The organism is Streptomyces sp. SAS_281 (assembly GCF_052542855.1).
This window is the reverse complement of record NZ_JBMNDO010000001.1, coordinates 77,068-90,632: the sequence shown is the minus strand read 5'-3', so window position 1 is coordinate 90,632 and position 13,565 is coordinate 77,068. Positions and strand designations below refer to the sequence as shown.

At 72.0% G+C, this 13,565-nt stretch carries 14 protein-coding genes; 1 reads left to right on the top strand and 13 read right to left on the bottom strand.

From position 1 onward, the window contains the following. Position 1: 1 nt before the first annotated feature. The 11 genes from ACN6LM_RS00390 to ACN6LM_RS00340 all read right to left on the bottom strand — a co-directional run bounded on the left by ACN6LM_RS00390 (position 2) and on the right by ACN6LM_RS00340 (position 11,420). Complete coding sequence (locus ACN6LM_RS00390; protein ID WP_445063212.1) at positions 2 to 418, bottom strand: OB-fold nucleic acid binding domain-containing protein; 417 nt, start codon at positions 416 to 418, stop codon at positions 2 to 4. 87 nt (positions 419 to 505) lie between these two features. Beyond that, positions 506 to 1,198, bottom strand: coding sequence for a response regulator (locus ACN6LM_RS00385; RefSeq protein ID WP_361025286.1), 693 nt, complete (start codon positions 1,196 to 1,198; stop codon positions 506 to 508). A gap of 53 nt (positions 1,199 to 1,251) precedes the next feature. Beyond that, positions 1,252 to 3,795 (bottom strand): ATP-binding protein, encoded by a 2,544-nt coding sequence (locus ACN6LM_RS00380; RefSeq protein WP_445063211.1) that lies wholly within the window; start codon positions 3,793 to 3,795, stop codon positions 1,252 to 1,254. Between the two features lie 142 nt (positions 3,796 to 3,937). Further along, the gene (locus ACN6LM_RS00375) at positions 3,938 to 4,672 is read right to left on the bottom strand and encodes an ABC transporter ATP-binding protein (RefSeq protein ID WP_445063210.1); all 735 of its coding nucleotides are present in this window, start codon (positions 4,670 to 4,672) and stop codon (positions 3,938 to 3,940) included. A gap of 78 nt (positions 4,673 to 4,750) precedes the next feature. Beyond that, a complete protein-coding gene (kdpC, locus tag ACN6LM_RS00370) occupies positions 4,751 to 5,404 on the bottom strand; it encodes a potassium-transporting ATPase subunit KdpC (RefSeq protein ID WP_445063209.1) in 654 nt (217 codons plus the stop codon). A 6-nt stretch (positions 5,405 to 5,410) separates the two neighbouring features. Further along, complete coding sequence (gene kdpB / locus ACN6LM_RS00365) at positions 5,411 to 7,474, bottom strand: potassium-transporting ATPase subunit KdpB (RefSeq protein WP_445063208.1); 2,064 nt, start codon at positions 7,472 to 7,474, stop codon at positions 5,411 to 5,413. Further along, positions 7,471 to 9,135: a potassium-transporting ATPase subunit KdpA gene (gene kdpA / locus ACN6LM_RS00360; protein ID WP_445063207.1), complete on the bottom strand. Its 1,665-nt coding sequence runs from the start codon at positions 9,133 to 9,135 to the stop codon at positions 7,471 to 7,473. Before kdpA ends, kdpB begins: the two co-directional genes overlap by 4 nt. 7 nt (positions 9,136 to 9,142) lie before the next feature. After that, entirely contained in the window at positions 9,143 to 9,232 is a 90-nt protein-coding gene (kdpF, locus tag ACN6LM_RS00355) for a K(+)-transporting ATPase subunit F (protein WP_361024991.1), read from the bottom strand. A gap of 304 nt (positions 9,233 to 9,536) precedes the next feature. Beyond that, positions 9,537 to 10,301: a DUF3710 domain-containing protein gene (locus ACN6LM_RS00350; protein ID WP_164401025.1), complete on the bottom strand. Its 765-nt coding sequence runs from the start codon at positions 10,299 to 10,301 to the stop codon at positions 9,537 to 9,539. A gap of 1 nt (position 10,302) precedes the next feature. Next, complete coding sequence (dut, locus tag ACN6LM_RS00345) at positions 10,303 to 10,839, bottom strand: dUTP diphosphatase (RefSeq protein ID WP_405939229.1); 537 nt, start codon at positions 10,837 to 10,839, stop codon at positions 10,303 to 10,305. Further along, a complete protein-coding gene (locus ACN6LM_RS00340) occupies positions 10,836 to 11,420 on the bottom strand; it encodes a PaaI family thioesterase (protein WP_445063206.1) in 585 nt (194 codons plus the stop codon). Before ACN6LM_RS00340 ends, dut begins: the two co-directional genes overlap by 4 nt. A 57-nt stretch (positions 11,421 to 11,477) precedes the next feature. Here ACN6LM_RS00340 and ACN6LM_RS00335 point away from each other — a divergent pair, with 57 nt between their 5' ends. Next, positions 11,478 to 11,936 carry a DUF3093 domain-containing protein gene (locus tag ACN6LM_RS00335; protein WP_164401022.1) on the top strand — a complete coding sequence of 153 codons (459 nt, stop codon included), beginning with the start codon at positions 11,478 to 11,480 and terminating at the stop codon, positions 11,934 to 11,936. Positions 11,937 to 11,978: 42 nt separating this feature from the next. Here ACN6LM_RS00335 and ACN6LM_RS00330 read toward each other — a convergent pair whose 3' ends face one another. Together ACN6LM_RS00330 and ACN6LM_RS00325 are read right to left on the bottom strand one after the other, a co-directional pair. Next, a complete protein-coding gene (locus tag ACN6LM_RS00330; protein ID WP_445063205.1) occupies positions 11,979 to 12,923 on the bottom strand; it encodes a hypothetical protein in 945 nt (314 codons plus the stop codon). A gap of 13 nt (positions 12,924 to 12,936) precedes the next feature. Further along, positions 12,937 to 13,233 carry a DUF4193 domain-containing protein gene (locus ACN6LM_RS00325; protein ID WP_003965732.1) on the bottom strand — a complete coding sequence of 99 codons (297 nt, stop codon included), beginning with the start codon at positions 13,231 to 13,233 and terminating at the stop codon, positions 12,937 to 12,939. Positions 13,234 to 13,565: the final 332 nt, after the last annotated feature.

The window sequence follows — 13,565 nt, the reverse complement described above, 5'->3', positions numbered from 1 at the left end:
GCTACTCCTTGCCGAGCGGTCGGAGTTCGTATTTGGGGTTGAACAGCACCCGGCGGCCGTGGCTCATGGCGATCCGGCCGGACGCGATGAGCTTGCGGCCCGGTTCTATGCCCTGGATGGAGCGGCGGCCGAGCCAGACCACGTCGAGCGGTGCGGTGCCGTCGAAGAGCTCCGCCTCCAGGGCGGGCACTCCGGCGCGCGGCCGCAGGGTGACCGTCCGCAAGGTACCAGTGACCTTCACGATCTGGCGGTCGGTGCATTCGGAGATCCGGGTGCACCCCGACGCCTGCGAGTCCTCCTCCAGCTCCTCGCACTCCAGGTCCTCCTGGGAGCTGGAAAGCCGGTCGAGCATGCGCCGGAAGCGCCCGGAGGGCCGGTCGCCCTTGGGCGGCTTCGCGGATCGAGGAACAGCACTCATACCCGAAGGGTACCGGTCCCACGAGGTCATGGCGGGTGGCCGCCGTCTCACCCGTACGGAGGACGCGTACGCGCCCGCCCGCCGGTTTCAGGCGCGCTCGAAGCGGTAACCCATGCCGGGTTCGGTGACGAAGTGGCGGGGGTGGGAGGGGTCCGCTTCCAGCTTCCGCCTGAGCTGGGCCATGTAGACGCGCAGGTAGTTGGTCTCGGTGCCGTACGAGGGCCCCCAGACCTCCTGGAGCAGCTGGCGCTGGCTGACGAGCCGGCCGCCGTTGCGGACCAGGACCTCCAGCAGGTGCCACTCGGTGGGGGTGAGCCGTACGTCGCGGCCCTCGCGGTGGACCTTCTTCGCGGCGAGGTCGACGGTGAAGCCCTCGGTCTCCACGACGACGACCTGGTCGCCGCCGTCCTGGCCGACCGGCTCGGCGCGGCGCACCGCGGCCCGCAGCCGGGCCAGCAGCTCGTCCATGCCGAAGGGCTTGGTCACGTAGTCGTCGGCCCCCGCGTCGAGCGCCTCGACCTTCTCGTCGGAGGTGTGCCGGGCCGAGAGGACCAGGATCGGGACCCGGGTCCAGCCGCGCAGGCCCCGGATCACGTCGACGCCGTCCATGTCGGGCAGCCCGAGGTCGAGGACGACGACGTCGGGGTGGCGGGCGGCGGCGAGCTGGAGGGCGGTGGCCCCGTCGGGCGCGGCGTCCACCTCGTACTTGCGCGCCTTCAGGTTGATCACGAGGGCGCGTACGATCTGCGGCTCGTCGTCCACCACAAGCACCCGGGTCATCGGGGTCCTGCCTTTCTGCTGGGCGTACGTCGGTGCGGGGAGGTCCGTGCGGTTCATGAGGTGATCCGCGCGGGGAGGCCGGGGGCGGCCGGGGCGTGGCCGGGTGCCGCCTTGAGGGTCAGGACCATGGTGAGGCCGCCGCCCGGGGTGTCCTCGGCGTCGAGCGTGCCGCCCATGGACTCGGCGAAGCCCCGGGCCACCGCGAGGCCGAGCCCGACGCCGGCGCCGCGCGGGGCGTCTCCGTAGCGCTGGAAGGGCTCGAAGATGCGCTCCTTGCCCTCGTCGGGGACGCCCCGGCCGCGGTCGGCCACGCGGAGTTCGACGCGGGTGCCGTGCGCGCTGGCCGCCACGGTGACGCGGTCGCCGTCGGGGCTGTACTTCACGGCGTTCTCCACGATGTTGGCGACGGCCCGTTCCAGGAGGCCGGGGTCGACGGCCACCATGGGCAGGGTCTCGGGTATGTCCAGGTCGACGCTGCCCTCGGGGACGCCGCCGAGGGCCATGGGCACCACCTCGTCCAGGTCGATCTCCCGGATGAGCGGGGTGACCGTGCCGGTCTGGAGGCGGGACATGTCGAGGAGGTTGCCGACGAGGTGGTCGAGGCGGTCGGCACCGGCCTCGATGCCTTCCAGGAGCTCCGCCTCGTCGTCGTCGGACCAGGCGACATCGTCCGAGCGCAGGGAGGAGACGGCGGCCTTGATCGCCGCGAGGGGCGTGCGCAGGTCGTGGCTGACGGCGGCCAGGAGCGCGGTCCTGATGCGGTTGCCCTCGGCGAGCCTGCGGGCCTCCTCGGCCTCGTCCACCAGCCGCTGGCGGTCCAGGACGACGGCGGCCTGGGCGGCGAACGCGCCCAGCACCCGGCGGTCCTCGGCGGGCAGCACCCGGCCGGTCAGTGCCAGGGCCATGTGGTCGCCGACGGGCATGTCCACGTCGGCGTCCTCGGGCCGGGCGGCCGGGGCCGGGCCGACGCTGCCGGCGGAGGTCCAGGGGTCGACGTCGCTGCGGCGCTCCAGCAGCGCGACGGACCCCATGCCGAAGGTCTCCCGGACCCGGTCCAGGAGCGCGGCGAGCGTGGTCTCGCCGCGCAGCACGCTGCCGGCCAGGAACGACAGGATCTCGGACTCCGCGCGCAGCCGGGCGGCCTGGTGGGTGCGGCGGGCGGCGAGATCCACCACGGAGGCCACCGCGACGGCCACCGCGAAGAAGATCACGATGGCGACGAAGTTCTCCGGGTCCTGGACGGTGAGGGTGTGGGTGGGCGGGGTGAACCAGTAGTTCAGGAGCAGGGAGCCGCCCGCGGCCGCGGCGAGGGCGGGCAGCAGTCCGCCGATGAGGGCGGCGGCGACGGTCATGAAGAGGAAGAGCAGGACGTCGTTGGCGAGCCCGGGACCGGATCCGAGGGCCTTGAGGAGCACGGCGAGGAGGACCGGGCCGCCGACGCCGGCCACCCAGCCCCACATGATGCGGGCGCGCCCGAGGCGGGCGCCGCGGGCGATGGGCAGGCCCCGGCCCTTGGCGACCTCGTCGTGGGTGACGATGTGGACGTCGAGGTCGGTGCCGGACTCGCGGGCGACGGTGGCGCCGACTCCGGGTCCGTAGATGTACTGCCAGGTCTTGCGGCGGCTGGAGCCCAGGACGATCTGGGTGGCGTTGACGCCCCGGGCGAACTCCAGGAGCGCCGACGGTATGTCGTCGCCGATGACGTGGTGGAAGGTGCCGCCCAGGTCCTCCACGAGTGTGCGCTGGACGGCCAGCTCCTTGGGCGAGGCCGAGGTCAGCCCGTCGCTGCGGGCGATGTAGACGGCCAGGATCTCGCTGCCGGAGCCCTTGGCCGCCATCCGGGCGGCGCGGCGGATGAGGGTGCGGCCCTCGGGGCCTCCGGTGAGGCCGACGACGATGCGTTCGCGGGCCTGCCAGGTGGTGCGGATGTTGTGCTCGCCCCGGTACTGCTGGAGGTATTCGTCCACGCGGTCGGCGACCCAGAGGAGGGCCAGCTCACGCAGGGCGGTGAGGTTGCCGGGGCGGAAGTAGTTGGAGAGGGAGGCGTCGATCCGGTCGGGCTTGTAGATGTTGCCGTGGGCCATGCGGCGGCGCAGGGCCTGGGGCGACATGTCGACCAGTTCGAGCTGCCCGGCCCGGCGGACGACCTCGTCGGGCACGGTCTCGCGCTGGCGTACGCCGGTTATGGACTCGACCACGTCGCCGAGGGACTCCAGGTGCTGGATGTTGACGGTCGAGACGACGTCGATGCCGGCCTGGAGCAGTTCCTCGACGTCCTGCCAGCGCTTGGCGTTGCGGGAGCCGGGCACGTTGGTGTGGGCCAGCTCGTCCACCAGGGCGACGGCCGGGGCGCGATCGAGTACCGCGTCGATGTCCATCTCGGTGAAGACGGCCGAGCGGTGCTCGATCTCGCGGCGGGGGACCACTTCGAGGCCGTGCAGCAGCGTCTCGGTGCGCGGGCGGTCGTGGTGCTCGACGAAGCCGACGACGCAGTCGGTGCCGCGTTCGACGCGCCGGTGCGCCTCGGCGAGCATCGCGTACGTCTTGCCGACGCCGGGTGCCGCACCGAGGTAGATCCGAAGTTTGCCGCGCGCCATGGCCCCATTGTCTTCCGAAACCGGCGGCTGCCGTCGTGGCAGCCATGGTTCGAAAGTACCTGGTGGATTTCCGGCATATCAGGCGGAGGGTGGGGAAGCGGCGGGATTTGACGTAACTCTGATACCGGTTCCCGGCCGCTGGTCAGTGCTCGATGATGTGGCCGTCGCTGAGTTCGAGGACCCGGTCGGCGAGGCCGAGGAGCTGGGCGTCGTGGGTGGCGACGAGCGCGGTGACGCCCTCGCTGTGGACGACGGCGCGCAGCAGCTCCATCACCGCGAGGCCGGTCTCGGCGTCGAGCTGCCCGGTCGGCTCGTCGGCGATCAGCAGGGCGGGACGGTTGGCGAGCGCGCGGGCGATGGCGACGCGCTGCTGCTGGCCGCCGGAGAGTTCGCCGGGGCGCTGGGCGGCGTGGTCGGCGAGGCCGACGAGGGACAGCAGCAGCGACACCCGCTCCTCGCGCTCCTTGGGGTCGGCCTTGCGCAGCCGCAGGGGCACGCCGACGTTCTCGGAGGCGGTCAGGATCGGGATCAGGCCGAATGACTGGAAGATGAAGCCGACCCGGTCCCGGCGCAGCTCCAGGAGCCCGTTCTCGCCGAGCGAGGAGAGGTCGGTGCCGTCGACGGTGATCCGGCCGCCGTCCGGGGTGTCGAGGCCGCCGACGAGGTTGAGCAGGGTCGTCTTGCCGGAGCCGGAGCGCCCCTTGAGGGCGACGAGCTCGCCGCGCGGCACCTCGAAGGAGACGCCGCGCAGCGCGTGCACCGCTCCCGTGCCGGAGCCGTAGGAGCGGTGCAGGTCCTCGACGCGGACCATGGGGCCGTCGGCTACGGCCGTGCCGGCGCCCCCGCCGGTGCTGGTGGCGGCGGTGTTCTCGGTCATGGCGCTCCCCCGTGGGTCCTCGGTCCTGTCGGCCGCCAGTATGTGCGGGTGGCGGGGGAGCGGGCAATGCCCCTCCTGTCAGCGCGCCCCGGTCAGCAGCTGCCGCAGGGCGATGTTGAGCCGGAGGACGTTGACGCGCGGTTCCCCGACGAAGCCGAGATCGCGGCCCTCGGTGTGCCGCTCCACCAGCTCGGCGACCCGACCGGCGGCGAGGTGGTTGCGTGCGGCGACACGGCGGACCTGGAGGTGCGCGTACGCCGGTGAGATGTCCGGGTCGAGTCCGGAGGCGGACGAGGTGACCGCGTCGGGCGGTACCGCGTCGGGGTCGACCGGATGGCCTGGGACGGAGTTGTCCCGGACGACGGCCGCTCTGGCCGCGGTGACCCGGTCGATCAGCTCGGGGTTGTCGCCGGCGAGGTTGGACGCGCCGGACACCAGCAGCGAGTACTGGGTGTTACGGCTGTTGGTGCCGAGCCCTTCGGAGGGGCGCGGCTGGAACCACCTGAGATCCGGGGCGCCTCCCGGCAGGTCGTAGCGCTGGCCGATGAGGGCGGAGCCGACGGTCCTGCCCTGCACGGTGATCTCGGAGCCGTTGGCGCGGCCGGGCATGAGCGCCTGGGCGGCACCGGTGACGGCGAGCGGGTAGAGGACGCCGCAGACCAGGGTGAGGGCTAGCAGGGCGCGCAGGGCGGCCCAGACCTGGCGGACGGGGTTGCGTACGGGTGTGTTCATGGCGGGTCAGCCGATTCCGGGGACGAGGGAGAGGAGCAGGTCGATGAGCTTGATGCCGGCGAAGGGGGCGATCAGGCCGCCGATGCCGTAGACGGCGAGGTTGCGCCGCAGCATGGACGCGGCGCCGCCGGGCCGGTAGCGGACGCCCCTGAGGGCGAGCGGGACGAGCGCGACGATGATCAGCGCGTTGAAGATCACCGCGGAGAGGATCGCGGTGCGCGGCGAGGACAGGTCCATGATGTTGAGCCGGTCCAGGCCCGGGTGGAGCGCGGTGAACATCGCGGGGATGATCGCGAAGTACTTCGCCACGTCGTTGGCCAGGGAGAACGTGGTGAGCGCCCCGCGCGTGATCAGCAGCTGCTTGCCGATCTCCACGATCTCGATGAGCTTGGTCGGGTCGGAGTCCAGGTCGACCATGTTCCCGGCCTCCTTGGCGGCCGAGGTCCCTGTGTTCATGGCTACGCCGACGTCGGCCTGGGCGAGCGCCGGGGCGTCGTTGGTGCCGTCACCGGTCATCGCGACGAGCCCGCCGCCGGCCTGTTCGCGCTTGATGAGGGCCATCTTGTCCTCGGGCGTGGCCTCGGCGAGGAAGTCGTCCACCCCGGCCTCCTCGGCGATGGACTTCGCGGTCAGCGGGTTGTCGCCGGTGATCATGACGGTACGGATGCCCATGCGGCGCAGCTCGGCGAAACGTTCCGGCATGCCTTCCTTGACGACGTCCTTGAGGTGGACGACACCCAGGACCCGCGCCCCCTGCCCGTCCTCCACGGCCACCAGGAGCGGGGTGCCGCCGGCCGCCGCGATGCGGTCGGCGAGGGTCCGTGCCTCGTCGGGAACGCCGCCGCCGCGCTCCTTCACCCAGGCGACGATCGCTCCGGTGGCGCCCTTGCGGACCTTGCGCCCGTCCACGTCCACGCCCGACATGCGGGTGCGGGCGGTGAAGGCGGCCCAGGTGGCGCCGGACAGCTCGCCCGCGTGGCGTTCGCGCAGCCCGTAGCGCTCCTTGGCGAGGACGACCACGGACCGGCCCTCGGGCGTCTCGTCGGCCAGCGAGGCGAGCTGGGCGGCGTCCGCGAGTTCCGCTCCGGTGACCCCGGCGACGGGCAGCAGTTCGGTGGCGCGGCGGTTGCCGAGGGTGATGGTCCCGGTCTTGTCGAGCAGCAGCGTCGAGACGTCACCGGCCGCTTCGACGGCCCGTCCGGACATCGCGAGCACGTTGCGCCGTACGAGCCGGTCCATGCCCGCGATGCCGATCGCGGAGAGCAGCGCGCCGATGGTGGTCGGGATGAGGCAGACCAGGAGCGCGGTGAGCACGATCATGGACTGCGCGTCACCCGCGTACACGGCGAAGGGCTGGAGGGTGACGACGGCGAGCAGGAAGACGACGGTGAGGGACGCCAGGAGGATGTTCAGGGCGATCTCGTTGGGCGTCTTCTGCCGTGCGGCGCCCTCGACCAGGGCGATCATGCGGTCGATGAAGGTCTCGCCGGGCTTGGTGGTGATCCGGACGACGATCCGGTCGGAGAGCACCTTGGTACCGCCGGTGACGGCGCTGCGGTCGCCGCCGGACTCGCGGATGACCGGGGCGGACTCGCCGGTGACGGCGGACTCGTCCACGCCGGCCACGCCCTCGACGACGTCCCCGTCGCCGGGCACGATGTCCCCCGCCTCGCAGACGACCAGGTCGCCGACGCGGAGGCCGGTGCCCGCGACGCGCTCCTCGCCGCCGCCGGTGAGGCGGCGGGCGACGGTGTCCGTCTTCGCCCGGCGCAGGCTGTCCGCCTGGGCCTTGCCGCGGCCCTCGGCGACCGCCTCCGCGAGGTTGGCGAAGACCGTGGTGAGCCAGAGCCAGCCGGTGATCGCCCAGCCGAACCAGTCGCCGGGGTCCCGGGCGGCGAGGACGGTGGTGAAGACGGACCCCACGAGGACCACGAACATGACCGGTGAGGCGGCCATCGCGCGGGGGTGGAGCTTGCGCAGTGCTTCGGGCAGCGCGGCGAGCAGCGTCTTGGGGTCGGACAGCGCGGCGCCGGCGGTCATCGGGCCCTCCTGCTTCGTACGAGTGGTCATGACGCCAGCCCCTCGGCCAGCGGACCCAGGGCGAGGGCCGGGAAGTACGTCAGGCCGGCGACGACCACGACGACCGCGGCCAGCAGTCCGCTGAACAGCGGGGTGTGGGTGGGCAGGGTGCCCGGGGTCGCCGGGACGGGCCGCTGCTCGGCGAGCGAGCCGGCGAGGGCCAGGACGAACACCATGGGCAGGAACCGGCCGAGCAGCATCGCGAGCCCGATCGTGATGTTGAACCACGGGGTGTCCGCGGCGAGCCCGGCGAACGCCGAGCCGTTGTTGTTGGCGCCCGAGGTGTAGGCGTAAAGGATCTCGGAGAAGCCGTGCGCCCCGGGGTTGGCCACCGAGTCGGGCGGGGTGGGCAACGCGACGGCAGCGGCGGTGAAGCCGAGCACCAGGGCCGGGGTGATCAGGAGGTAGCAGGCGGCGAGCTTGATCTCGCGGGTGCCGATCTTCTTGCCGAGGTATTCGGGCGTGCGGCCGACCATCAGTCCGGCGACGAACACGGCTATGAGCGCCATGATCAGCATGCCGTAGAGGCCGGAGCCGACGCCGCCGGGGGCGATCTCGCCGAGCTGCATGCCGAGCAGCGTGATGCCGCCGCCGAGGCCGGTGAACGAGGAGTGGAAGGAGTTCACCGCGCCCGTCGAGGTGAGCGTGGTGGCGACGGCGAACAGGGAGGAGCCGCCGGTCCCGAACCGGGTCTCCTTGCCCTCCGTCGCCCCGCCCGCGAGCTCGAAGGCGGCGCCGTGGTGGGCGGACTCGGTCCACATCATCAGCGCGGAGAAGCCGAGCCAGAAGACGAGCATCGTGGCGAGCAGCGCGTACCCCTGCCGGACCGAACCGACCATGCGGCCGAAGGTGCGGGTGAGGGCGAACGGGATGACGAGGATCAGGAAGATCTCGAAGAGGTTGGACAGACCGCCGGGGTTCTCGAAGGGGTGGGCCGCGTTGGCGTTGAAGTAGCCGCCCCCGTTGGTGCCCAGCTCCTTGATGGCCTCCTGGGAGGCGACCGCGCCGCCGTTCCACTGCTGCGCGCCGCCCGTGAACTGCCCGACCTCGTGGACGCCGGAGAAGTTCTGGATCGCCCCGCAGGCGACGAGGACGAGTGCGCCGACGATCGCGATCGGCAGCAGGACGCGTACGGTGCCGCGCACCAGGTCGGCCCAGAAGTTGCCGAGTTCCCCGGTGCGGGAGGCGGCGAACCCTCGTACGAGGGCCACCGCGACGGCCATGCCGACGGCGGCGGAGACGAAGTTCTGCACGGCGAGGCCGCCGGTCTGCACGACGTGGCCCATCGCCTGCTCGCCGGCGTACGACTGCCAGTTGGTGTTGGCGACGAACGAGGCGGCCGTGTTGAACGCCTGGTCCGGGCTGATCGAGGAGAAGCCGAGCGATCCGGGCAGGGCGCCCTGGAGCCGTTGCAGCAGGTAGAGGAAGAGGACGCTCACGGCGGAGAAGGCGAGAACGCCGCGCAGGTAGGCGGCCCGGCGCATCTGCGCGTCGGGGTCGGCGCCCACCGCCCGGTAGATCCACCTCTCGGCCCGCAGATGGCGGGTCGAGGTGTAGACGCGGGCCATGTGGTCACCGAGCGGTCGGTATGCCAGCCCCAGCGCGACGACGAGCGCGAGGAGCTGAAGCACGCCGGAGAGGACGGGGCTCATGTCGGGCTCAGAACCTCTCCGGGAAGAGGAGGGCCAGGACGAGGTATCCCAGCAGGGCGGCGGCCACGACGAGGCCGGCCACGTGGTCCGCGGTCACAGCTTCGCCACCCCCCTGGCGACGAGTGCCACCAGCGCGAAGACCGCGATCGTGGTGACGACGAAGGCCGCATCGGCCATCGGATGCTCCTGAATGAGGTGTCGATGAATCGGACCCCCTGAGCAAACAGCCGGCAGACACCGCCGTGACCTGCGTTGATGCCCCTCTTACGGAAGTGGGCCCGGCCTTGACGACGCCTGTACGCCGCCCATACGCGCCCCGTACGCGCCGGCGCACGCAAAAGCCGGTGGGCCGCACCCCCGGGAAGGGGTACGGCCCACCGGCCGGTGTCCGCGGGTGCGGGTCAGCGCACCTCGGTGATCTCGGGACCGCGCTGGAGGCCCGCCATGCCACCGGAGAACTTCGAGCCCTCCTGCTCCTCCTGCTGGACACCCTCGGGCACCATCTGGGCGTCGTTGGGGAGCTTGAGGACGATCGGGTCGCGCGGGGCCATCGGGCCCTCGCCGCGGACCACCACGGTGTCACGGAAGACCGACTCCAGGAGCCCGGCGGCCTCCGGCTGCACGGCGCCCTGGCCGGAGATCACGCCGCGCAGGAACCAGCGCGGGCCGTCGACACCGACGAAGCGCACCAGCTGCACGCCGTTCGCCCCGTCGGGCAGCTGTACGGGGACCTGAGCGCGCAGCTCCCAGCCCAGCGGGCCCTCGACCTCGTCGATGATGCCGCCCTGCTGGGTGATGCCCGTGGCGATCTCCTCGCGGACCTCGCCCCAGATGCCCTCCTTCTTGGGGGCGGCGAACGCCTGGAGCTGGATCGCGCTGTCGCGCATCACGACGGTGGCGGCGACGATCGCGTCACCGGCGACCTCGACACGCAGCTCCATGCCCTCGACTCCGGGCACGAAGATGCCGCCCAGGTCGACCCGGCCGTCGGCGGGCTGGGACACCTCGCTGACGTCCCACGGGCCGTCCGGGCGCGGCGCCGGCGGAAGGTTCGTCCGGCGGGTCTCGCCCTCGGCGTCATCCTGCTCGTCGACGACCTGCTCGGCCTCGCGCGCCTCGGCCGCCGTGTCATCGGCGGCACCACTGTTCTTGCGACGTCCGAACACGTCACTGTCCTTCCCGGTCGGATTCGACCGAAGCGTAGCTGTTCCCGCCCTGGGGAACCCCGCCCCGGACGCCATCAACATCAACGGCGGCATGGCCGCCGGTGGACCCGAAGCCCCCTTCGGCCCGCGCCGAGCCGGGAAGCTCCGACACCTCGTGGAAGCGCACCTTCTCGACCTGCTGCACGACCAGTTGGGCAATCCGGTCGAACCGCTCGAACCGCACGGACTCGCGCGGGTCGAGATTGATGACGATCACTTTGATCTCTCCACGGTACCCGGCATCGACCGTCCCCGGGGCATTCACCAGGGCGACTCCGCAGCGGGCGGCGAGACCTGATCGTGGGTGCACGAACGCGGCGTACCCGTCGGGCAGGGCGATCGAAACCCCGGTGGGCAGTACGGCCCGCTCCCCCGGTGCCAGTTCGGCGGCCTCGGTCGTCACGAGGTCCGCGCCGGCGTCTCCGGGGTGCCCGTAGGCAGGAAGCGGAACGTCCGGGTCGACCCGGCGGATCAGGACGTCGACGGGATGGCGCGTCACGGGTTCACCTCGAAGGCGCGGGCGCGCCTGACCTGGTCGGGGTCGGCCATGGCGGCCTGGATCTCGGCCGGCCGGCCGTTCTCGATGAAGTGGTCGACCTTGACCTCGATGAACAGGGCGTCGGCCCGCACCGCGACCGGCCCCTCCGGGCCGCCGATCCGGCCGGTCGCCCGGGAGTAGATCTTCCGCCCGTGCACGGCGGTGACCTCGGCGTCGAGGAACAGCACGGTGTCGACGGGGACGGGGCGTGCGAAGTCGGTCTCCAGCCGTCCGGTGACGGCGATGACCCGCAGCAGCCAGTTCAGCGAGCCGAGCGTCTCGTCCAGCGCCGTGGCCAGCACCCCGCCGTGCGCGAGGCCCGGGGCGCCCTGGTGGGCCGCCTTCACGGTGAACTCGGCGGTCACCCTGACGCCCTCGCCGGCCCGCGCCTGGAGGTGCAGCCCGTGGGGCTGGCCGGAGCCGCAGCCGAAGCAGTGCTCGTAGTGCGCGCCGAGGAGCTCGCCGGGGGCCGGGGCGTCGGGGTGCCGGACCGGTTTCACCGCGTCGGCCGGGGGCGTCAGAGCCGCTGATGTTCCACTCACAGGCGCTGACCTTACCCGCGCGGGTACCCGGCGGTCGCGCCGTGCCAAGCTGGAGCCATGCAGCCTTCGACCCCGCCCTACGACGAACGCCTCACCGCACCCCGTTCGTGGTGGCTGATCGCCGTCCTGATCGGCATCGCGTGCGCGCTGATGCTGCTGCCGCTGGGCACTCTGCCGCTCCTCGCCGGTCTGGCCGGCGGCACGGTCCTGTCGGCCGTCGCGGTCAGCTCGTACGGCTCCGCCCGCATCCGGGTGGTGGCGGGCGCGCTCGTCGCGGGGGACGCCCGCATCCCGGTCTCGGCGCTCGGCGAGGCCGAGGTGCTGGACGCCGAGGAGGCGCGCGCCTGGCGCACGCACAAGGCGGACACCCGGGCCTTCATGCTGCTGCGCAGCTACATCCCGACGGCGGTCCGGGTGGAGGTCACGGACCCGGAGGACCCGACCCCGTACGTCTACCTCTCGACGCGCGACCCGAACGCCCTGGTGGCGGCGCTGCACGCGGCGGTCCGGGCCTAAGGGCCAGGCGTCGCCGGACAGGCGGGACTTTCGAAACACGTCCTAGGAGCTTCCGGGTTCCGGCGGAGGCTGTTCCGGGAGGCGGTCCCAGGGGATCTGCTTCTCGCGCAGGTCCTTCCTGACCCGTTCGGCCAGCTTCCTCGTGTCGCGCCGGTTCATGGACGCGCCGACGGCGGCGCCGACCATGAAGGGGATCAGGCTCGGGAGGTCGCGCACGGTGCGCTTCATGATCTGGCGGCGCAGTTCGCGCTTCATCCGGCCGCTCAGCGCCGCGTCGACCGTGGCGGGGCGGGTGACCTCGATGCCGCGCTCCTCGGTCCAGGCGGTGAGGTAGGCGGTCGAGCGCCGGGCGATGCCGCCCGGGGGACGGCGTCCGTAGACCTCGTGCAGCTCGGCGACGAGCTTCATCTCTATGGCGGCCACGCCGGTGACCTCGGCGGCCAGCTCGGCGAACATCGCGGGTGGCAGGGGCATCATGGCCGCCGCGCCGATTCCGGCGCCGACGGTGGCGGTCGCGCGGCTCGCGCCCACGACGAGCCGGTCCGCGATCTCCTCCGGCCCGAGGCCGGGAAAGTGCTTGCGCAGGGTGGCGAGGTCGCGCACAGGGACGCGGGGAGCGATGTGGATGATCAGGTCCGCGATATGACCGATCGCTTCCTTGGCGCTCTCCCCGCCCTTGCGTACGCCCCGTTTCACTGAACTCAGACGGCCTGCCCCGGTCACGGGCTCCGTCCTGCCGACCTGTCCGGCCCCATCGGCCGTGTCGACTCCGGCAGCCTCACGGGCTGCGCGTACCGCTACTTCGGCTGCTTCGAGCGAGGCCGCCTGCAGGCCCCGCTCGTTCTCCTGTCCGTCCGGCGAGAGTGGCAGGGCGGACCGCTCGGCAGGCGCCTGGGCGCCTTCTGCCGGGCGTGTACCGCCCTGGTGCGCCTCCGGTGGCTTTCTGCCCCAGGGGCGCCGCTTGCGGAACGGTGTGTCCCCTGCCACGGCCGACCGGATCTCAGTCGCAGTCGCGGCAGATCGGCTGGCCGTTCTTCTCGCGGGCCAGCTGACTGCGGTGGTGCACGAGGAAGCAGCTCATGCAGGTGAACTCGTCGGCCTGCTTGGGCAGGACCCGTACGGCCAGTTCCTCGTTGGACAGGTCTGCGCCGGGCAGCTCAAGGCCCTCGGCCGCGTCGAACTCGTCGACGTCGACGGCGGACGCCGTCTTGTCGCTCCGGCGCGCCTTCAGCTCTTCAAGGCTGTCCTGATCGACGTCGTCGTCGGTCTTGCGTGGGGTGTCGTAATCCGTTGCCATGTCGCTCTCCCCCTCTGGGTGTCTGCGGTGTCTCAAGCGCTCGTAACGCGTGAGAGGCCGGACTTGTGCCCGACCTGAGGCGGAGATTTTGCCTCACATCAAGGTCTGTTACTCAATCGACACCCAAAAGGACCGCTCGGGAGTGATCGGCTTGGGTGGCGATGGGGACCGTACACGGTCCCGGCGGCGCCCTTCACAGGCGCCACCCCGTGTACTTCCCGTCATGCCTGCCCCCGAAAACCCGGTGTTTCGCCGGGTTTCCGGTGACTTCCCTGGTCACGGAGTGTGGACAGGGAGTTATTCGCTCCTGTGATCGATCACACACGGTTCCT